Source organism: Streptomyces viridosporus T7A (assembly GCF_008704515.1).
GTDB classification, from domain to species: Bacteria; Actinomycetota; Actinomycetes; order Streptomycetales; family Streptomycetaceae; genus Streptomyces; species Streptomyces viridosporus.
Genome location: NZ_CP023700.1, coordinates 6,894,096 through 6,912,904, shown reverse-complemented (window position 1 = coordinate 6,912,904; position 18,809 = coordinate 6,894,096). Strand labels below are relative to the sequence as shown.

Genomic DNA, 18,809 nt, shown 5'->3' with positions numbered 1-18,809 from the left:
CCCCACCGTCTTCAGCCCTGGTCCGGTCGGCGGCCACGGCCGCATCCGACGCGGACGCCGCGCCAGAGGGCCCGTTCGAGGAGAACGTTCCCGATGGCCTGCGCGGTTGGGCCACGCCATCCAACCGCGGGCGGGTGTGGCGAACTTCCGGATGGAGGCCGTGCGGTGGTAGATCGGCACCGCACGGCCGACCCGCCAGGCCGGCACGTTGGGGCCCCGGTCGTGCCCCCGTTGGTTCGCAATGGAGTTGACGCCGCCTCCCCACGCACCGGGCGTCGTCGTCCGACCTGGTCGAGGCGTGGTTCCGTCTGAGTACAGATACTCAGGTGCCGTGATGGGCGATACGGATGGGGCCCATGGTGAAGGAGCGTTACCGTTCGTCCGGACCACCGCGGCGTTGCGGTCGTACGTTCACATCCGCTCGGCGGCGCATCACAGGAAACAGGGAGGGGTCAGGCATGGCATGGGAGGAGTGGGAGCAGCTCAAGGCCACAACGGTCGAGCGGCAGTCCACGCAGACGCAGCTCAACCAGTTGCCGGCTGACCAGGGCGGCAGCGGCACGAGTGGTGTTCATGGTCCTCCTTCCGGCAGGTTGAGGTCGGACAAGGCGGTGTGGTCCAAGGCAGGGGAAGCCGTCGGTGGCCTGCGGGACAACACCGGCAGAGCACTGGCGGAGCTGAAGGCCGGCCAAACAGGGCTCGGCAAGGGGCCCGGGTGCCTGACCGCGGCAGCGCAGCAGGGCGTGTACGACTCGTGGGAGCGCCGGGTGAAGGACATCAGCGAGCTCTGTGACGGGCTCGCCGGCGTGCTGGAGAAGACGGGTAACGACCAACTGAGGACCGATGAGGCTGTCAAGGCCGAGATCGCCAAACTCAAGGTCGGCTCCGGGGGCACGTCCACTGCCGACGGCAGGAGTCGGTGATCCACCGCATGGACCTCAAGACACTCAAGGCCCTCAAGCCGTCCGAGTACGCGGAGGCGGCGGACGGATACCGGGCGGTGAGCGACATGGCCGATGCGGCCAGGGACCGCATCGACAAGCAGATCACCAAGACGATGCAGAAGGCCAATGAGGGTGAGGCCGCGGACGCAGCGCAGAAGCAGTTGAAGAAGCTTTCGGAGAACTTCCATTACACCGGGGTCGAGTGCGGCCTGGTCAGCGGGGCGCTCAACGGTTTCTCGTCCGAGATCGCCGCCCCCAGACGCCGCCTGGTGGAGGCACTGGAGGATGCAGCGGCCCTGGGATACCCCGTCAGCGCGAACGGTGACGTCACCTACCCCGCCGGTGGTACGAACGAGCTGACCGGAGACGAACTTCCCGGCGGCACAGCCGTGGGCAACAACGGCATGCTGGGCCCCGGCAACAGGAGGCTGCACGGACCTGACAGCGACGGGTTGTACGCACCGGGTACCGGGATCGGTGTCCTCGACCCGCACCACGCGAATCCACACCACGCGAAGGCCCAGGACATCGCCGACCGCATCGCCCACGCCCTGCGCGAGGCCGGGGAAATCGACGAACGATACAGCAGGGCGCTGAGCAAGCTCAAGGCAGCGCCGGGACTGACCGTCAGCGCGAAGACGTGGGCGAACGTGGCGTCCGATGCCGGTGCCGTCAGCTCGGCCGCGAGTGAATACATCCGGGACAGCATTCCGCTGGACAAGTCGCCTGCCGACCGCAAGGAGTGGTGGGACAGTCTCAGCATCGAGGAGCGCGACGAGTACAGGAGAGCCTTCCCTGAACTCATCGGAAACCTGGACGGTATTCCGATCGCGGTGCGCGATGAGGCGAACCGCGAGAATCTGGGGATGCTCATCGCGCAGATGGAGGGCCGGAGCGACGATGAATCCCAAACCAAGCTGACAGGGTTGAGGGGCATCCAGAAGAAGCTCGACGAGGGCAGCGAGCCACCCATGTATCTGATTGGAATCGGTGACGAAGGGAACGGCCGCGCGATCGTCAGCTACGGAGACCCCGACACTGCGAAAAATGTATCCGCTTATGTTCCTGGTCTCGGCACGAAGCTCGACAAAGAATTCGCAGAAGGTACCCTTGCTCGCGGATTGGACACTGCGAAGGGCGCCCAGAAGTACGATTCGTCCAGCGCGGCAATCGTATGGCTTGGATACGACGCCCCCCAGAGCGTCGACGTCATGTCCATGAACGACGCAGAGAAGGGCGCACCCGCCTACAACAGTTTCATGAGCGGACTGGGGGCCACCAACGAACACGAGAACCCGCACCTGACGGCGATCGGGCACTCTTACGGCTCCCTTACCGTCGGCACGGCAGCCCAACAGGAGGGTGGTATCCCCGGGGCTGACGACATCATTCTTCTGGGTAGTCCCGGTGTCGGTGCGGACAAGGCCGAGGATCTCGGCGTCGGTAAAGATCATGTATTTGTAGGATCCGCGGAGAACGATCCCGTCACCATGCTCCCTTCAAGGCATCAGGCTGCCGCCGGAGCCCTGTTCTTCGGCGGCGGACCGCTGAGCTCCTACATCGCTGGAGACCTCGCCGACCAAGGGGATGACGACCTGTGGTTCGGAAAGGACCCCGCAAGTGAAGCGTTCGGAGCCAGACGTTTCCAGGTCGATGACGGGCCAAGGCCCTTCATCGACGGTGAAGGGCCCACTCCTGCTCACTCCAACTACTTCACGCCTACAAAGGATCGCGTTTCCGCTGACAACATCGCCCTGATCGTTTCCGGAAACTCGCAAGAGATCAAGGTAGACCAACCGCGATGAAGGAACAACTTAAATATCTTTCCGTGATAGCTGCGGTCAGCGCCGCGCTGTCCGGGTGCGGAACACCAGGAAAGGAAGGTGAAGCCTCAAGTGGGAAGAGCGATGTGGAAATGAACATGCAGGAGGCCGCAGAGCACGCCGATGCCATGCTTGATGCAGTTCTCGAAAGCATCAAACCCGAAGTGCAGTGGACTCATGACGAGACGACCACCACGAGCTGTGACCTCATCCGCCGCCGTACAGTGATGACAATCATCTCCAAGGAGCGGCGCGGAAGTTTCCTGGGACTGGTGGAACGCTTTTGGGAAAAAAGCGGCTATGAAATCACAGCCGTGAACAAGAGCACCAAATTCCCTGCGGTCTACGCGGAGGATTCCGACGGATTCACCATCAGCCTGAGTATCGGCGATCAGGGTCAGGCGTTCTTCGAGGCGGCGACTCCTTGCGTGGAAGAATCCGCGGTCGCCGATCCCACAAGCAGCCCAAAGGGTGTCAATTACGCAGGGAAAAAGATCCCCCGACCGAACGTTCACTCCGATTTTTGGTCGTCAACCACGCCGATCCCCTCTGCCTCGCCCACGGAATCGGCGGACTGACGATGCCCCAGAACAGCCGTCATCGTAGCCCTACGGAAGCGTTCGCCGGCATAGACCGTCAGGCCCCCCGCGAGTTCACATAGCTTTTCTCTCGCCTTCGGATCTGTCGACCGGTCCACCGGTGGGGTGCCGCCGCGACGGACCGGTCCGAACCTGCCCCGTGGTCAAGGTGGTTGCCCCAGGGGGACGATCCTCGCGGGGCCGGCACCGGTCCGGGCCGGCCGGAGTTCTCCCCGGAAACGCCGTGCCCGGGCGCGGAACACACGATCATGTGCCGCATGATCAATGCTTCCCGACGCAGCCTGCTGACCGCCTTCGCCGCATCCGTCCCGCGCGCCGGGGCGGTCGCCGCCCCGGCACGCGCCGCCTCGTCCGTGCAGCCCCTCGCGGCCGCGACCGGACTGGCCGCGGCCGGTCCTCCGTGACGCTGTCCCCCGCTGGACGCCTCCTACTTCGCCCCGGTGGCGCTCGACGTCTCGCTCACCACGACCGTGCTGCCGGGACCGCGGCGCACGTTCACCGAGGACAAGCGGCTCTTCAAGGACGACTTCCGACGCACCCTGCCGGACCTGTCGCTGCCGGTCGCGGAACGGCAGTACTGGGGCTCCTCCCCGGCGGCGTCTGGTCCACCCTCGGGCCCGCCGCCACCGAATACTCGGTGGTGCCGAGCGCCGGCATCATCAATCTGACCACCGATTACGCCAGCCACCACACCAGTCTGCGCGACGGCGAGATCACCGACGTCGGCGTGTGCTCCGTGGCGAGGTTCGACAAGGTTCCCACCGGCGAGGCGTGCTCGTACGCACTGTCCTTCGGCTACCAGGACACCCACAACAACTACCGGGCCCGGCTGTCCTTCCTCACCACGGGCGCGGTCCAGCTGCGCGTCGAGGAGGAGGTCGCCGACACCGTCACCCGGCTGACCCCGGTCCTGACCCTCGCCACGGGGTGTCCGCGCACACCGACTGAGCTTGTTCCGCTTTGACGGACACCATCAGTGTGGTGGTCAGGCCGCCGGGGCGGCTTCGTAGTCGGCGGGACTGCGGTAGCCGAGGCTGCTGTGCAGCCGGTGCAAGTTGTACCAGCCCTCGGTCCGCTCAAAGACCGCGGTGCGGGCGACGGACCTGCTCGGCCGGGAACGGTCGCCGAGCAGTTCGTTCTTCAGGGTGGCGAAGAACGACTCGGCCAGCGCGTTGTCCCAGCACTGGCCGGTGCGGCCGACCGACAGCTGGATACCCCAACCGGCTGCGAGCAGGGCGAATTCACGGCTGGTGTACTGGCAGCCGCGGTCGGAATGGAAGATCACCGACCCGGCGGGGCGGCGTCGGCGGCAGGCGGCCCGCAGGGCCTCGGCGACCGGCTCGGTGCGCAGGTGGTCGGCGGTGGCCCGGCCGACCACGCGCCGGGAGGCGATGTCGATGACGGTGTCCAGGTAGAGCCAGCCCTCGTCGGTGGGGATGTAGGTGATGTCACCGCACCAGCGGGCGTCGGTCGCCGTCGGGTCGGGCCGGAAGTCGCGCAGGACCAGGTCCGGGCGGGTTGCGGCGTGCGGGTCGGGGATCGTGGTGCGGTGCCGCCGCCTGCGGTGCCGGCCGACCAGCCCGGCGGCCCGCATCAGCCGGGCGATGCGTCTGCGGCCGCAGGCCGTGCCCTCGCGCCGCAGGACGGCGTGGATGCGCGGCGCCCCGTAGGTGCCTCGGGACCGGGCGCGGACGGCGGTGATCTGCTCGGTCAGTTCCGCGTCCTGCACGGCCCGGGGGCCGACGGCGCCGGTGCGGCGGGCATGGAAGGCGGCACGGGAGACCTTCAGCAGTTCACAGGCGCGTTTGACGCGGTGACCTGCCTGCTTCTCCGCCTCGATGAACGGGTGCACGTTCACCGGGTCTCCGTCGCGAAGAAAGCCGTGGCCCGCTTGAGGATCTCCACGTCCTCCCGCAGGCGGCGGTTCTCCCGCCGCAGCCGGGCCGGTTCCTCGCGTTCGTTGCTGGTCAGGCCGTCGCGCTCGCCGGCATCGACCTCGGCCTGCCTGACCCGGTCGCGCACCGCGGTCCCGGTCGGGTCGAAGTCCTTGGCGACCTGGCCGACCGAGCGGTCACCGCGTCGGCACAGCTCGACGATCTCGGCCTTGAACTCCGGCGTGAACGAGCGGCGAGGACGCGGCCTCTTCTTCCCCATGCTCTCCATGGTGGACATCCTTCCGGGGACTCAACCCCTGATCTCTGATGTCCGCCAAAGCGGATCAAGCCCTACAGCCAGGCTGCCCACATCCGCGGTCTCGGATCCCCGCACGACGGCCCGGACGAACTGCCGAACCTGCTCTGCCTGTGCCCCAACCACCACGTTCTCTTCGACGGTCTCGAAATCTACATCGACGTCGATGACGTGGTGCGGCGGACGCATGAAGGCGATTCCCTGGGACGCCTCCGCCGACACGCCGACCACCGGATCGACGAGTCATACCTTCAGTACCACCGCACCCTGTGCGAACTCAGCAGGCTGACGAAGAAATAAGGCCCAGCTACCGCGTCCACTGCTCGGCACTCCCCGTCTGATGACGCGGGAGTGCCGAGCGCGACCCTGCCGTCAGGCGGGTACGACCTTCCTGGTCGAAGCTCGCCGGGTCGTTGGCCCACAGAGCGGCCGGGGAACGCCGAAGACGGAGCGGTCGCCATGCAGGTTCCAGGGACGGGTCGGGACGGTTCTGCCGGTTCCTCCGCAAACGTCAACGCGCGCGAGAAAGCCGTTCTCTCCGAGCTTCGCGAACGCTGCAGCCGAGTCTGACCCGTCCTGCGTTGCCGAAGAGCACGTCGGGCCATGGCCTGCTCATCGCCGCACCCCTCGCCGACCGCTGGTGCTCGGAGCCGCACCTGCCCATAGACAAGACGGTCCGGGACGAGTGCACGGCCTCGACCATAGCACCGTACAACTGTGCGTGAAGTAGAGTGACTTGTGCTGCGCATCCCCCCGGAGGGGTACGAGTGCGGAGTTCATGTGCCCTCTGAGGCATGTGAGCAGTGGTGGTGAATCGCCGTACGCATGCGTGCGGTGTGTGAGCGGATGCCCGGTGGGCCGTCCCCCCACCATTCCTGCTCACCACCAAGGAGTGGTCATCCATGGACCCTGTCGAGTACCAGCCTGCGCGTTACGCCCGGCTCCGCAAGATCCTGGCGGACGTCGCCATCAATGTGGTCGCCAACCTCTTGGTGGCCGCCATGATGGCGGCAGCGCACCTGCTCTTCTGAAGCAGGCCGGTGGCGGGCTCCCGGGGGGCCCGCCACTCCGCTGCGAGCCAAGGGCTCAGAACAGCATCATCTCGTTCTTCCGCTTCGCTTTGTTCCATGCCCGCCGCGCTCTGCGGCTCCGCGCGCCCCCGCCGTGCCGGGCGATCCTCAGCTCGGGCGGGATGGACTCCTGGGTCGGCCGGAGCCCGTGCACGTCGGTCTCCCCGACCAGTTCCCTGAGGTGGCGCCGAGTCTCCTCGTCGGTGGAGTAGAGGACGGTCGCCCGGCTCGCCCTGGTCAGCAGGACGTGGTAGGCGTGGCGGACGCAGCGGGCGAAGGCATCGTCGTCGAGGTTGCTCGTGCGCACCTTCGGGTCGAGCGATCCCGGTTTCGCCACCCGCATCACCCCGGCGTCCGGGTCCTTGCGCTGCCTTCCCCGCTGGAACACCCAGCGGTCGGTGCGCCAGACCATGTCGTCGCCCATGATCACTCCGCACCAGTCCCACTCGAGCCCCTGCGCGGTGTAGACGCAGCCGATCTGTCCGATACCGTCGTCGTGCACGGGCCAGATCCTCGACGGTGGCTCGCCGTTGGCGCAGAAGGACTCGCTCGAAGCGTTCCACGGGCGGTGCCAGTCACCGATGCGCACGTCGTTCTCGAGGTTCTTGCCCTTGTCCGGCTTGCTCCAGGGCCAGCAGTATCCCGCCACCATCCGGGCGGTCGCACCGGCGTCGAACTCGGTGCGGACGATGTGCTCCATCTCGCCGGGCGTGTCGACGACCTCGATGTGCATGAGTCCGTCCGGGACCCACTCGTACGGCTCCTGCGGTGAGACGCCGAGCAGTGCACGGACCCAGCGGATGTAGGCGTCACTGCCTCCGCACCTGTACTGCTCCACCAGACGGTAGTGGCGGAAGACGGCACCATGCCGTCGCGCGGCGTCCTCGATGAGTTCTGCCGTGCCCACCTCGTACGGGCGCACGGTCTGAGCCCCGTCGAGGAAGAACACGGTCAGGCGGGACGCCTCGATGAGTTCGTCCACCTGCGGCTTGGTACCCCGCTTCTCCGCGGGCAGCCGCCAGTGCGTGGTCCTGTCCCGCAGCCGGTGCGCTTCGTCGCAGATCAGCACGTCCAGCGGTGGCTCCGGCGGGTTCACGAAGTTGCTGAAGTACGCGAAGCGCTCCCGGAACTCGGTTTCGGTGTATCCGACGTTCTCCTTGATCGCGGCGTTGAAGGCCCGCGATCCGCTCGCGTACTTCACCGTTCGGCCGGCGGCTTCGAGATCGGCTCGCAGTTGCAGTCCGATGGCGCTCTTCCCTGTGCCGGCTCCACCGGTGACCAGGAAGACCGCACGCTGCGGACGGGGGACGAGCGCCTCCCGGTCCGGAGGATCCAGGATCTGCTCCGAAGCCTTCAGCACGTCGTCGGCGACCTGCTTCTGCCGACCTCTCAGGGTGAAGACCGTGTCCTCACCGTTCGACTTGACCATGGCGTCGAGCAGCGGTGTGTTCCGGAGGTTCATCCGGTGCAGGATGTACTCGGCCGCCGAGTAGTCGTCCTCGTCGGTGAAGTGGCACTGCAGATCCTTGAGGAGCCTGGCCCGGGTGTCGCTCGTGTACGTGCGGGCGTATGGCCCTGTGGGTGCGTCGACACCGAGCAGCGGCCGGACGGACTCGTTCGTCGCGTTGTGCAGGTAGGCGAATCCGCCGCATTCGAACTGTAATCCGTTCAGTGGGCCGGCAGGGCCGGTGAACAGCGCGTGGTACTTACCGAGCTGAAGGGCAGGGTGGGTGACGGGCTCCTCGATCCCCGGTACGTACACGAGATCGGCCGTCGCGGCCTCCACCCTCGTCACCGACGACCATTGCTTCAGCTCGACGAGTTGCACGGAGAGGGTCCCTTCCGCGGGATGCCTGCCCACGAGGACCACATCGATCTGACCGTGTGTCGTCGCTGCCCCTTCGGCCGCGTCCACGGTGGGCGAACACTCGACGATCATCTCGACGTTGCCGCGCCCGGCAGCGACCAGGTCTTCCGCCAGCGAGACGAGGCTGCGCGCCCACGCCGAGCGCTCACCGTCGGAGGACTCGCCTCGTTGGAAGTGCACCCAGCGGGCCGCGAGGTGGGGCACCAGGCGGCGCCGTGCGTTCAGAGCGAGCAGGTCCCGTGCCGCCAATCGCAGCAGGAGCATGGACACGAGGAAAATCCCCCAGAGCACGAGTGACTCGTGCGGGTGGGGGCGTGTCCATGCAGGAAGCCCGTCGGGCCGCAACCGGTATCGGGATCTTAAACACGCGCCGGCTCGGCCCGGTAACCGCGACCGGAAATCGGCCCGTTCAGCGAACCGCGTGGCTTGATCATGTCCTGCAGGGAAACCTGGCCGCATGGGTGGGAACGGTCAGGTCGAAGCCGGCTCCCGTGTCAAACCTCCCACGAGTTGACGCAACTTCTCCCGCGTCTCCGGATCCGTCGAGTACACAACCGTGCCGACCATGCCTCGCGTCAGCAGCACCTTGTAGGTGTTGCGGATCAGGCGGTCCACGTCGTCGTCCGGGGTGGACTTCTTGAACACCGGGTCCTTGGACGCGGTGCGGTCCGTGATCCAGCGGTCGCCGCGCCACACCAGATCAGGGCCGATGATGACGCCGGACCAGTCGTACTCGAAGCCCTGGGCGGTGTAGACGCAGCCGACCTGACCGAAACCGGCCGGGTCGGTGGCCCACAGCGCGGCCGGGGGTGCGCCGGAGACGGAGCGGTCGCCGCGCAGGTTCCAGGGGCGGGCCCAGTCACCGATCACGACGTCGAGCGGAAGCGGGTCGCCGGGCTTGGGCTCCGGGGACCAACGCCAGCAGTAACCGGCGGACATGCGGGCGCCGTAGCCCTGGGCACGGCGCGCTTCGAGGAACGCCTCCATCTCCTGCGGGCTGTCGGCGACCAGCAGTTGCATGCGGTCGTCGGGCTCCCAGACGGCCGGCCCGCCGGGTTCGAGGCCGAGGAGCCTGACGACCCAGCGCAGGTAGGCGTCGCTGCCACCGCAGCGGAACTGGCTCTCCAACGGGACGACGTGGCAGGGGATGTCCCGCTTGGCCGCCGCCGCCTTGATGTCCGCCACGGTGCCCATCTCCCCCGGCCGCACCACCTGGTGCTCGTCGAGGAGGAAGACGGGCACGTGGGCGACGTCAATGAGTTCGTCGATCTGTGCCCTGCCGGTCCGGTGCTCGGCACGCGTGTAGCGGTTGGCCGAGGTCTCCCGGATGCGGTGGGCCTCGTCGCAGATCAGAGCGCCCAGGCTGTTCTTCTCGGCGGTCATGAAGCTGTTGAAGTACTTGAACAGATCTTGCACCTCCCGCTTGCGGGAGCCCGCGACCTTCCTCATCGTCTTGGTGAACGACTGGGAGCCGGTGGCGTGCAGGGCCGGGATCCCACGTCGGTACAGCTCTCCAAGCAACTGGAGAGCGATCACGCTCTTGCCGGTACCGGGACCGCCGGTGACGATGACGACTTCCTTGCGGTCGGCGCGCTTGGCCTTCTCCACCGCGTTGAGCACCATGCGGTAGGCGACCTGCTGTTCGTCGAGGAGCACGAACTGCTGGCGTTCCCGCACCTCCTCGGCGGCCACGGACATCAACTGCTTCGACGGCGTCGTGGCACCCGCGAGCAGTTCGTCCGCGGCGCGGGCACCGGAGTGCTTGTCGCTCAGCCTCGAACGGAGATGCTCGAGGAAGGCGCCGCGGCGTTCCCCGGTGAAGAGCAGGCCGCGGCCGTCGCGCTCGATCTCGCGCAGGCCGCTCACGCCGAACTCCGTGGCGTTGTGCAGGAACGCCACTCCGTGGACCCGGTGTCCGTGCTCGGCCACCGCCCCGTTGAAGTTGACCAGGTAGTCGCAGTAGCGGCGTACCTGCTCGACGGGGTTGAGGACCGGGTGGGCGTAGGCGTCGACGTGGCACAGGGTGGAATCGTCGTCGTGGGGCAGTGCCTGGCTCCACTGCTTCAGCTCCACCACGACGTACGACGGCTCCCCGGTGGTGGGGTGCACGCCTGCGAGCACGACGTCGGCGCGCTTGCTGTTCAGCGGGAGCGCGTACTCCAGCATCATCTCCACGCCGTCCAGGCCCGCGTCGTTGAGCGCGGCGGCCAGAACGGGGATGCTGCGCTCCCAGGAGCGGACCTCCGAGGTGCCGGGCCGGTAGCCGTGCATGTGGGAGAACTGGTCGGTGAGGTGCAGGAACAGCGAACCGTCGAGCGCCATGACGGCGACCGTTTTCGCGGACGCGCGGAACAGCAAGGACTTCCCCCAGGCAGCACGAAAGACTCGTGCGGGTGGGGGCGTGTCCTTCGAGACTCCGCCGAGGCGGAGCGGAAGCCCGTCGGGCCGCGTTGACGATGCCTCCGAGGTTACCCGGCGTCACTGACGACCATGCGGGCGGCCGGAAGAAGCCGAGTGGTTCAGTGGTTCCGGGTAACCCTTCGGCATGTGGCGGGGAGGTGTCCCCGCCGCGCTCGTGGCCGCCGGGGCCGCTCCCCTTCTGCTCCACTCGCACCCAGTCCACCTCCGCCCGCACTCCCCCGGCCGCGATGCGGTCCACGCTCGACTGCGGGAGGCCCCAGCGGGGAGTGGCCCCACGGAGTGGCGCGTTCCATGCCGCGCATGCGGACGTGGCGGGCCGTGGCCTCCTGGGGGTACGTGTGGACCGTGACCGAGCCGTCGGTGCCGGCCGTCTCCGTGTGGAACGGGGTCCAGTCCCTGCCGTTCCTCGACGCCTCGAGAACGTAGCGCTTGCGGCGGACCGCCTCCCTGTCGAGGACGACGCGGTGGACGCGGATCGTCGAGCCGAGGTCCACGCGGATCCAGGTGTTGTCGGCGAAGTCGCTGGACCGGCGGGTCGTGCCGTTTCCGTGGAAGGCGCGGGCGGGGGCCGTGTCCGCGTTCTCGCTGCCGGAGGCGGTGACGGCGGTGGGGTCGGCGGCGTACGCGGCCGCCGCGCGGCCGGTGTCCCAGGTGGCCGCCGCCGCGGCCGCCCCGGGCGCGGGGGCGGCGGAGGCGGGGGCGGTGAGGCCGGGGGCCGCCGTCGGCACGGCGGCCGTGGTGAGGGCGGTCAGAAAGGTGCGGGGGTGCGGGAGGGCATGCGGCTCTCCTCGGTGGGGTGGAGTGGGCGCCGGTTTCCTGACTCACTGACTCATGGCGATGTGGATGCCGTGCTCATGACGTACATGGGGCGGGTGGCCCGGTGGGCGCGGGGTCCCGTGCCCGCGCCCACCGGTGTTCCCGGGTGTTCGGGCGGCCCGCCGCCTCCGTGTTCAGGCGGCCCGCCGCCTCCGCTCCCCGTGTCCGCGGATGATCTCCGCATACCGGTGACCGGTGCCCTTGACGGTGCGGGCCTGGGTGGCGTAGTCGACGTGGACGAGGCCGAAGCGCTTGTCGTAGCCGTACGCCCACTCGAAGTTGTCCAGCAGCGACCAGGCGAAGTAGCCGGCCAGCGGGGCGCCCTTGCGGGCGGCGGAGGCGCAGGCGGCGAGGTGCCGTTCCAGGTAGTCCCGGCGCTCCGGGTCGTCGACCGTGCCGTCGGGGCGGACCACGTCCGGGAAGGCGGAGCCGTTCTCGGTGACGTAGAGCCTGCGCGCGCCGTACTCGTGCGTCAGGCGCAGCAGCAGCGTCTCGATGCCGCTCGCGTCGATCTCCCAGTCCATGCCGGTGCGCGGGACGCCGTCGCGGCGGACGGAGGCGGCGTGGGGGGCCGGGCCGTCGGGGTCGGCCGCCACCACCTGCGGGAAGTAGTAGTTCAGGCCGAGCCAGTCGAGCGGGGCGGCGATGGTCGCCGAGTCGCCCGGCTTCTCCGGGAGGTCGACGCCGTAGACCTCGCGCATGTCCTGGGGGAAGCCGAGGCCGTGCAGGGGGTCCAGCCACCAGCGGTTGGTGTGTCCGTCCATGCGGACGGCGGCCGCCCGGTCCTCGGGGCTGTCGCTCGCGGCGTGGATCGTGGAGAGGTTGTTGACGATGCCCACCTGGGCGCCGGGAGCCACCGCGCGGATGGCGCCCGCCGCCAGGCCGTGGCCCAGCAGCAGGTGGTAGGAGGCCCGGACGGCCGCCGTCAGGTCCGTCCAGCCCGGGGCCATTTTGCCCTCCAGGTGGCCGATCCACGCCGAGCACAGCGGCTCGTTCAGCGTGGCCCAGTGGTGCACGCGGTCGCCCAGGCGCCCCGCGACCACCGACGCGTACGCCGCGAAGTGCTCGGCGGTGTCGCGCTCCGGCCAGCCGCCGCGGTCCTGGAGGGCCTGGGGGAGGTCCCAGTGGTAGAGGGTGACGGAAGGGGTGATGCCCGCCTCGAGCAGGCCGTCGATCAGGCGGTCGTAGAAGTCCAGGCCCTTCGCGTTCACCGGGCCGTCGCCCCCCGGCACGACGCGCGGCCAGGCGATGGACAGGCGGTAGGCGTTGGTGCCGAGGCGGCGCATCAGGCCGATGTCCTCGCGCCAGCGGTGGTAGTGGTCGCAGGCGACGTCGCCGTGGTCGCCGCCCGCGATCCGGCCCGGCGTGTGCGAGAAGGTGTCCCAGATCGACGGCGAACGGCCGTCCTCCGCCACGGCCCCCTCGATCTGGTACGCCGAGGTGGCCGTGCCCCACAGGAAGTCGTCGGGGAGGGCGGCGTAGTCGATGGTCACGGAAGTCCTTTCACGGTCGGGGAATCCGGTCACTTGACGGCTCCTGCCGTCAGACCGGCGACGAGGTAGCGCTGCAGGAGCAGGAAGCCGGCGACCACGGGGACGCTCACCACGAGCGAGGCGGCCATGATCTGGTTCCAGTACACGTCGTTGAGGGTGGAGTAGCCCTGGAGGCCCACGGCCAGGGTGCGGGTGGTGTCGTTCGTCATCACCGACGCGAACAGCACTTCGCCCCAGGCGGTCATGAAGGCGTAGACGGCCACCGCCACGATGCCGGGGATCGCGGCCGGCACCACGACCCGGAACAGCGCGCCGAGCGGGCCGCAGCCGTCCACCTTCGCCGCCTCGTCCAGGTCCCGCGGCACCGAGTCGAAGTAGCCGATCAGCATCCAGATGGAGAACGGCAGCGAGAAGGTCAGGTACGTCAGGATCAGTCCGCCGCGCGAGCCGAACAGGGCGATGCCCGTGGCGTTGCCGATGTTGACGTAGATCAGGAAGAGGGGCAGGAGGAAGAGGATGCCGGGGAACATCTGCGTCGACAGCACGGTCACCGTGAAGACGCGCTTGCCGCGGAAGGAGTGGCGGCTGACGGCGTAGGCCGAGAAGACCGCGATCACCACCGAGCAGACGGTCGCCGCCCCCGCCACGATCAGCGAGTTCACGAAGTAGCGGCCCAGCGGGACCGTGGACCAGATGTCGATGTACGGGCGGATCGTCAGCTCGGTCGGCAGCCAGCGGAACTCGCCGGTGACGTCCGCGAGCGGTTTCAGCGAGCTGGAGACCATGACGTAGACCGGGAGCAGCACGAAACCGGTGAGCAGGGTCAGGAAGATCCGCCGGGACCACAGGAACGAGCGGGGCGGGGCCGTCGGGGAGGCCGCCGGCTTCGTCGCGGCGGGGGTCACCGGCGTCGCCGTCGTCGGTGGACTAGCCATGCTTCACCTTCTTCCGGCTCTTCCGGCTCCTCCGGCGCGAGGTGAGTGCGAGGTACACGCCCGTCACGGCGAGCAGGAAGAGCAGCAGCAGGACCGACATCGCGGAGCCGGTGCCGAAGTTCCAGGTGACGAAGGACGCCTGGTAGATGTGGACGGAGATGAGGTCCGCGGCCTCGGGTGCGGTCCTGCCGAAGAGGACGTACGGGGTGTTGAAGTCGTTGAACGTCCACAGGAACAGGACGAGGACCAGAACCTGGTTGACGGCACGGAGCGACGGCAGGGTGATGCGGCGGACCTGCTGGAGCATCCCGGCGCCGTCCAGGGCGGCGGCCTCGTACAGCTCGCGGGGGATGTTCTGCAGGCCGGCCATCACGATGAGGAAGGCGAACGGCCAGCCCTTCCACACCGACACCGTCAGCAGGGCGAGGAAGCTGTTGTCGCCGATCAGCCAGAAGGACGGCTTGTCGGTGAGGCCGAGCTGGTCGTGCAGGACGTGGTTCACCAGGCCGTTGTCGTGCTGGAACATGAACACCCAGGTGATGACGGCCGCGTAGACCGGCAGGGCGTACGGCACCAGGAACAGGGCGCGCAGCAGGCCGCGGCCGCGGAAGGTGTCCTGCAGGTAGATCGCGGCGGCCGTGCCGACGAGCCAGCACAGGCCGACCGACAGGACGGTGAAGGCGACCGTGACGAGGAAGGAGTGGAGCAGGGCCGCGCCGACGGGGGCGTCGAAGTCCACCGACACCCGGTAGTTGTCGAGTCCGGCCCACGGGGCGGTGCCCCAGTCGCGGATGTGGAACTGGGTGAGCTCCTTGAAGCTCATCACGATGCCGATCACCATCGGCACCAGGTGGACCAGGAGTTCGAGGATCAGGGCGGGCAGGAGGAGCAGGTAGGGCAGTCCGATGCGGCGGATCCGCCCGGGGCGGCGGCGGGGGCCGCGCGCCGCGCCGGGGGCGTCCTTCCGCACGGCGGTCTGCGCTGCGGGGGCGGTGGCGGTCATGGCGGTGTCGGGGCTCACTTCGTGGGCATCTGCTGCTGCGCCTTGGTGAGCGCGGCCTTCACCGAGGCGGTGGTCACCGCGCGTCCGGCGGCGGCGTCCGCGAACAGGTTCTTGACGGCCGTGCCGACGGCGGTCTCGAACTGGGACTCGTCGGGGACCTGCGGCAGGGCGACGGCGCTCTTGGCGAGGGTGTCCTTCAGGACGGCGTTGGCCGGGGAGTCGAAGGCGGGGTCCTGCTGGGCGGCCTTGACCGGCGGGATGGTGCTGTAGGCGGTGTTGAGGATCTTCTGCTCGGCGTCGCTGGTCATGAACTTCACGAACTCGGTGGCGCCGTCGAGGTTGTCGCTGTTCTTGAAGACGGCGAGGTTGATGCCTGCGACCATCGAGTTGACCTGCTTGCCGGGGCCGGGGGTGCCGGACCGCACGGGCACCGGGGCGATGCCGTAGGCGTCCTCGCTCATGCCCTGGGACGTGAGGTTGGCGGAGGCGGACTGCCACAGCAGCATGCCGGTCTTCCCCTTGGCGAAGTCGCCGACCGACTGGTTCTGGGCGTACTCGGCGTTGCCCGGGGCGATGATCCTGTCCTTGGCCATGAGGTCGACGTACTGCTTGACCGCGGCGACCGCGCCGTCGTTGGCGAAGTCGGCCTTGCCGTCGGCGGTGAAGAAGTCGGCGCCGTGCTGCTTGGCGAAGACGAAGGCGTGGTGGATGTTCTCGGCAGGGTTCGAACCTTCCATGCCGATGCCCCACTTGCCGTCCTTGGACAGCTTCTTGCCGGCGGCGACCAGCTCGTCCCAGGTGGCCGGCGGCTGCTCGATGCCGGCGTCGGCGAACATCTTCTTGTTGTAGTAGAGGGCGTAGGCCATCGAGTACAGCGGGACGGCGGCCGGGTCCTGGCCCTCCGCGCCCGTCGAGCCGAGGGCGGAGTCGACGAAGCGGTCCCTGCCGCCGATCTTCTCGAAGTTCTTCGCGTCCCAGGGCAGCAGCGCGCCGGTCGCCTGGAGCGAGGCCGACCAGGTGTTGCCGATGTTCAGGACGTCCGGGCCCTGGCCGGAGGTGGTCGCGGTGAGGATCCGGTTGAGCAGGTCGGACCAGGGCACGACCTCCAGCTTGACCTTGATGCCGGTCTGCTTCTCGAACTTGTCGAGTTCGGGCTGGAGCACCTTCTTGTCGATCTCGATGCTCGCGCCCTGGTTGGACGCCCAGTAGGTGAGCTCCTCGGGCGAGTCGTCGGACCCGCCGCCCGTGCTCGATCCGCCTCCGCAGGCCGAGGCGGCGAGGGCGAGAGACAGGATGACGGCGCCTGTGGCCGCGGCTCGGATGCTGCGCATGCTGCTGGTGTCCCTTTCCGGGAATGCCGAATGCCTCCGGGAGGGCCCGCAGGCAGTGCCTCATGGCTTAATTTAGGACGTGAGTTAAACCCTCGGACGGGACTACGTCAAGGGTTTGGACGGACTCCGCCGACTCTCGCCGCACCTCTTGACTCATCTGTTCCAGGGATGAACCATTCAGCGGCGAGAGCGCTCCCCACTCCCCCACACCGTTCACTTCCTGAACAGGAGAGCCGCCCCATGACCCCCGACTCCCCGTCCTCCCCACCCGCCCCGTCCCTGCCCGCATCCCCCCTCCCCTCCTCGCGGCCGTCCTCCCCGTCCGCCTCCCGACCGCCCGTGGTCGGCCGCCGCACCGTGCTCGGCGCCGCGGCAGCCGCCCCCGTCCTGGCCGGTCTGCCGGCGGTGGCCGCCGCCGCCCCCGCGGCGGGCCGCAGGGGGCCGCGCCTGCTGGAGGGCGGCGGCGACCTCGGCCCCAACGTGATCGTCTTCGACCCGTCCACCCCGGGCATCCAGGCCACGCTGGACGAGGTGTTCGCCCGGCAGGAGTCGGCGCAGTTCGGCACCGGCCGCTACCAGTTCCTCTTCAAGCCGGGCACCTACCACGGACTCAACGCGCAGATCGGCTTCTACACGTCCGTCTCCGGTCTCGGCCTCTCCCCCGACGACACCACCATCCACGGCGACGTGACGGTCGACGCCGGCTGGTTCGACGGCAACGCCACGCAGAACTTCTGGCGTTCGGCGGAGAACCTGGCCCTGGTCCCGGTCAGCGGCACCAACCGCTGGGCGGTCGCCCAGGCGGCCCCCTTCCGCCGGATGCACATCCGCGGCGGACTCAACCTCGCCCCCGCGGGCTACGGTTGGGCGAGCGGCGGCTACATCGCCGACAGCCGGATCGACGGCACGGTCGGCCCGTACTCGCAGCAGCAGTGGTACACCCGGGACAGCTCGGTCGGCGGCTGGACCAACGCCGTGTGGAACATGGTCTTCTCCGGCGTCGAGGGCGCCCCCGCGCAGAGCTTCCCCGACCCGCCGTACACCACGCTCGCCACCACGCCCCTCTCCCGCGAGAAGCCCTTCCTGTACCTCGACGGCGACCGGTACCGCGTCTTCCTGCCCGCGCTGCGGACCAATGCGCGGGGCGTCACCTGGGGCAACGGCACCCCGCGCGGCACCTCGCTGCCGCTGGACCGCTTCTACGTCGCGCGGCCCGGCGACTCGGCGGCCACCCTCAACCAGGCCCTCGAGCAGGGCCTGAACCTGCTGCTCACGCCGGGCATCTACCACGTCGACCGGCCGATCCGGGTGAACCGGCCGAACACGGTCGTCCTGGGCCTCGGCTACGCCACCCTCATCCCCGACAACGGCGCCACCGCCCTGGCGGTCGCCGACGTCGACGGCGTACGGCTGGCCGGCTTCCTGATCGACGCCGGGAGGGTCAACTCCCCGGTGCTGCTGGAGATCGGGCCGCGCGGCTCCTCCCGGAGCCACGCCGCCAACCCCATCACCGTCCAGGACGTCTTCATCCGGATCGGCGGGGCCGGGCCCGGCAAGGCGACCACCAGCATGGTGGTCAACGCCCGGCACACCCTCATCGACCACACCTGGGTGTGGCGCGCCGACCACGGCGACGGCGTGGGCTGGGAGACCAACCGCTGCGACTACGGCGTCGTGGTCAACGGCCACGACGTCCTCGCCACCGGCCTGTTCGTCGAGCACTTCAACAAGTACGACGTGCAGTGGAACGGGGAGCGCGGGCGCACGGTCTTCTTCCAGAACGAGAAGGCCTACGACGCCCCGAACCAGGCCGCCATCCAGAACGGCTCCCTCAAGGGCTACGCCGCGTACAAGGTCGGCGACCACGTCACCACCCACGAGGGCTGGGGCATGGGCAGTTACTGCTACTACAACGTCGACCCGACGATCGTCCAGCACCACGGCTTCGCCGCCCCGAACCGGCCCGGGGTGCGCTTCCACCACCTGCTGGTCGTCTCGCTGAGCGGTCACGGGCAGTACGAGTGCGTCATCAACGACACCGGATCACCGACCTCCGGCACGCAGACCGTGCCGTCGAAGGTGGTGTCCTACCCCTGATCCCGGCGCCCGGGGCGCGCTCCGACCGACGCCGACGGTCGGACGTGCTCCCGGTACCCGCCGGTGGCGGCCCCTCCCGGCTGAGTGCGGGAGGGGCCGTCGTTCCGGCTACCGCGTCGGCTCCGGGACCGGCGCCGTGCCTCGTGCGTCGCGCCTCGTGCGTCGTGTGAGTGCCGGACGCTCCGGCGCGGCTCGCCGACTCGCGCCCCGCCCGGGCCCC

General features: G+C 68.9%; 16 protein-coding genes and 1 pseudogene. 8 read left to right on the top strand and 9 right to left on the bottom strand.

The genetic code is table 11. The features are described from left to right. Nucleotides 1–458 precede the first annotated feature (458 nt). The 5 genes from CP969_RS31605 to CP969_RS33335 all read left to right on the top strand — a co-directional run bounded on the left by CP969_RS31605 (nt 459) and on the right by CP969_RS33335 (nt 4,330). On the top strand, nt 459–923 hold the full coding sequence (locus tag CP969_RS31605) for a hypothetical protein (protein WP_016823786.1): 465 nt from the start codon (nt 459–461) through the stop codon (nt 921–923). Nucleotides 924–931: 8 nt separating this feature from the next. Beyond that, nucleotides 932–2,749 carry an alpha/beta hydrolase gene (locus CP969_RS31600; protein ID WP_039830802.1) on the top strand — a complete coding sequence of 606 codons (1,818 nt, stop codon included), beginning with the start codon at nt 932–934 and terminating at the stop codon, nt 2,747–2,749. Next, nucleotides 2,746–3,345, top strand: a complete 600-nt coding sequence (locus CP969_RS31595; RefSeq protein ID WP_026084716.1) for a hypothetical protein — start codon at nt 2,746–2,748, stop codon at nt 3,343–3,345. Before CP969_RS31600 ends, CP969_RS31595 begins: the two co-directional genes overlap by 4 nt. 278 nt (nt 3,346–3,623) lie before the next feature. Next, nucleotides 3,624–3,770, top strand: a complete 147-nt coding sequence (locus CP969_RS33340; protein ID WP_016823789.1) for a hypothetical protein — start codon at nt 3,624–3,626, stop codon at nt 3,768–3,770. 233 nt (nt 3,771–4,003) lie between these two features. Then, nucleotides 4,004–4,330, top strand: coding sequence for a hypothetical protein (locus tag CP969_RS33335; RefSeq protein WP_016823790.1), 327 nt, complete (start codon nt 4,004–4,006; stop codon nt 4,328–4,330). 21 nt (nt 4,331–4,351) lie between these two features. Here the strand turns inward: CP969_RS33335 and CP969_RS31585 are convergent, their stop codons facing one another. Further along, nucleotides 4,352–5,224 carry an IS3 family transposase gene (locus CP969_RS31585; protein ID WP_150474992.1) on the bottom strand — a complete coding sequence of 291 codons (873 nt, stop codon included), beginning with the start codon at nt 5,222–5,224 and terminating at the stop codon, nt 4,352–4,354. Then, nucleotides 5,221–5,520 carry a transposase gene (locus tag CP969_RS31580; RefSeq protein ID WP_171817442.1) on the bottom strand — a complete coding sequence of 100 codons (300 nt, stop codon included), beginning with the start codon at nt 5,518–5,520 and terminating at the stop codon, nt 5,221–5,223. Before CP969_RS31580 ends, CP969_RS31585 begins: the two co-directional genes overlap by 4 nt. A gap of 63 nt (nt 5,521–5,583) precedes the next feature. Between CP969_RS31580 and CP969_RS34705 the strand changes: the two genes are divergently transcribed. Together CP969_RS34705 and CP969_RS34055 are read left to right on the top strand one after the other, a co-directional pair. Then, on the top strand, nt 5,584–5,856 hold the full coding sequence (locus CP969_RS34705) for an HNH endonuclease (RefSeq protein ID WP_078495312.1): 273 nt from the start codon (nt 5,584–5,586) through the stop codon (nt 5,854–5,856). Between the two features lie 602 nt (nt 5,857–6,458). Then, nucleotides 6,459–6,587, top strand: a complete 129-nt coding sequence (locus CP969_RS34055) for a DUF6408 family protein (protein ID WP_004980856.1) — start codon at nt 6,459–6,461, stop codon at nt 6,585–6,587. Nucleotides 6,588–6,642: 55 nt separating this feature from the next. Here CP969_RS34055 and CP969_RS31565 read toward each other — a convergent pair whose 3' ends face one another. From CP969_RS31565 to CP969_RS31535, 7 genes and pseudogenes are all read right to left on the bottom strand, one after another. Then, nucleotides 6,643–8,757 carry a DUF2075 domain-containing protein gene (locus CP969_RS31565; RefSeq protein WP_016823794.1) on the bottom strand — a complete coding sequence of 705 codons (2,115 nt, stop codon included), beginning with the start codon at nt 8,755–8,757 and terminating at the stop codon, nt 6,643–6,645. A 207-nt stretch (nt 8,758–8,964) separates the two neighbouring features. Continuing rightward, on the bottom strand, nt 8,965–10,851 hold the full coding sequence (locus tag CP969_RS31560) for a DUF2075 domain-containing protein (protein ID WP_004980861.1): 1,887 nt from the start codon (nt 10,849–10,851) through the stop codon (nt 8,965–8,967). A 326-nt stretch (nt 10,852–11,177) separates the two neighbouring features. Further along, a pseudogene (locus tag CP969_RS31555) lies at nt 11,178–11,666 on the bottom strand (discoidin domain-containing protein); the annotation flags it as partial. Between the two features lie 198 nt (nt 11,667–11,864). After that, nucleotides 11,865–13,223: a GH1 family beta-glucosidase gene (locus CP969_RS31550; protein ID WP_016823797.1), complete on the bottom strand. Its 1,359-nt coding sequence runs from the start codon at nt 13,221–13,223 to the stop codon at nt 11,865–11,867. A 29-nt stretch (nt 13,224–13,252) separates the two neighbouring features. Then, entirely contained in the window at nt 13,253–14,158 is a 906-nt protein-coding gene (locus CP969_RS31545; RefSeq protein WP_223887133.1) for a carbohydrate ABC transporter permease, read from the bottom strand. Further along, complete coding sequence (locus CP969_RS31540; RefSeq protein WP_026084718.1) at nt 14,151–15,161, bottom strand: carbohydrate ABC transporter permease; 1,011 nt, start codon at nt 15,159–15,161, stop codon at nt 14,151–14,153. The genes CP969_RS31545 and CP969_RS31540 overlap by 8 nt, the downstream gene beginning before the upstream one ends. Nucleotides 15,162–15,175: 14 nt before the next feature. Then, nucleotides 15,176–16,492 carry an ABC transporter substrate-binding protein gene (locus CP969_RS31535; protein ID WP_016823800.1) on the bottom strand — a complete coding sequence of 439 codons (1,317 nt, stop codon included), beginning with the start codon at nt 16,490–16,492 and terminating at the stop codon, nt 15,176–15,178. Between the two features lie 240 nt (nt 16,493–16,732). On the opposite strand from CP969_RS31535, the gene CP969_RS31530 reads away from it, so the two are divergent. After that, nucleotides 16,733–18,589 (top strand): coagulation factor 5/8 type domain-containing protein, encoded by a 1,857-nt coding sequence (locus CP969_RS31530; protein WP_078495316.1) that lies wholly within the window; start codon nt 16,733–16,735, stop codon nt 18,587–18,589. Nucleotides 18,590–18,809: the final 220 nt, after the last annotated feature.

Excerpts from the sequence above, each read along its gene's own strand:
- CP969_RS31605 (WP_016823786.1), top strand. The coding sequence starts at position 459 with ATGGCATGGGAGGAGTGGGAGCAGCTCAAGGCCACAACGGTCGAGCGG.
- CP969_RS31600 (WP_039830802.1), top strand. The coding sequence starts at position 932 with ATGGACCTCAAGACACTCAAGGCCCTCAAGCCGTCCGAGTACGCGGAG.
- CP969_RS31595 (WP_026084716.1), top strand. The coding sequence starts at position 2,746 with ATGAAGGAACAACTTAAATATCTTTCCGTGATAGCTGCGGTCAGCGCC.
- CP969_RS33340 (WP_016823789.1), top strand. The coding sequence starts at position 3,624 with ATGATCAATGCTTCCCGACGCAGCCTGCTGACCGCCTTCGCCGCATCC.
- CP969_RS31580 (WP_171817442.1), bottom strand. The coding sequence starts at position 5,520 with ATGGGGAAGAAGAGGCCGCGTCCTCGCCGCTCGTTCACGCCGGAGTTC.
- CP969_RS34055 (WP_004980856.1), top strand. The coding sequence starts at position 6,459 with ATGGACCCTGTCGAGTACCAGCCTGCGCGTTACGCCCGGCTCCGCAAG.
- CP969_RS31565 (WP_016823794.1), bottom strand. The coding sequence starts at position 8,757 with ATGCTCCTGCTGCGATTGGCGGCACGGGACCTGCTCGCTCTGAACGCA.
- CP969_RS31545 (WP_223887133.1), bottom strand. The coding sequence starts at position 14,158 with ATGGCTAGTCCACCGACGACGGCGACGCCGGTGACCCCCGCCGCGACG.
- CP969_RS31540 (WP_026084718.1), bottom strand. The coding sequence starts at position 15,161 with ATGACCGCCACCGCCCCCGCAGCGCAGACCGCCGTGCGGAAGGACGCC.
- CP969_RS31535 (WP_016823800.1), bottom strand. The coding sequence starts at position 16,492 with ATGCGCAGCATCCGAGCCGCGGCCACAGGCGCCGTCATCCTGTCTCTC.
- CP969_RS31530 (WP_078495316.1), top strand. The coding sequence starts at position 16,733 with ATGACCCCCGACTCCCCGTCCTCCCCACCCGCCCCGTCCCTGCCCGCA.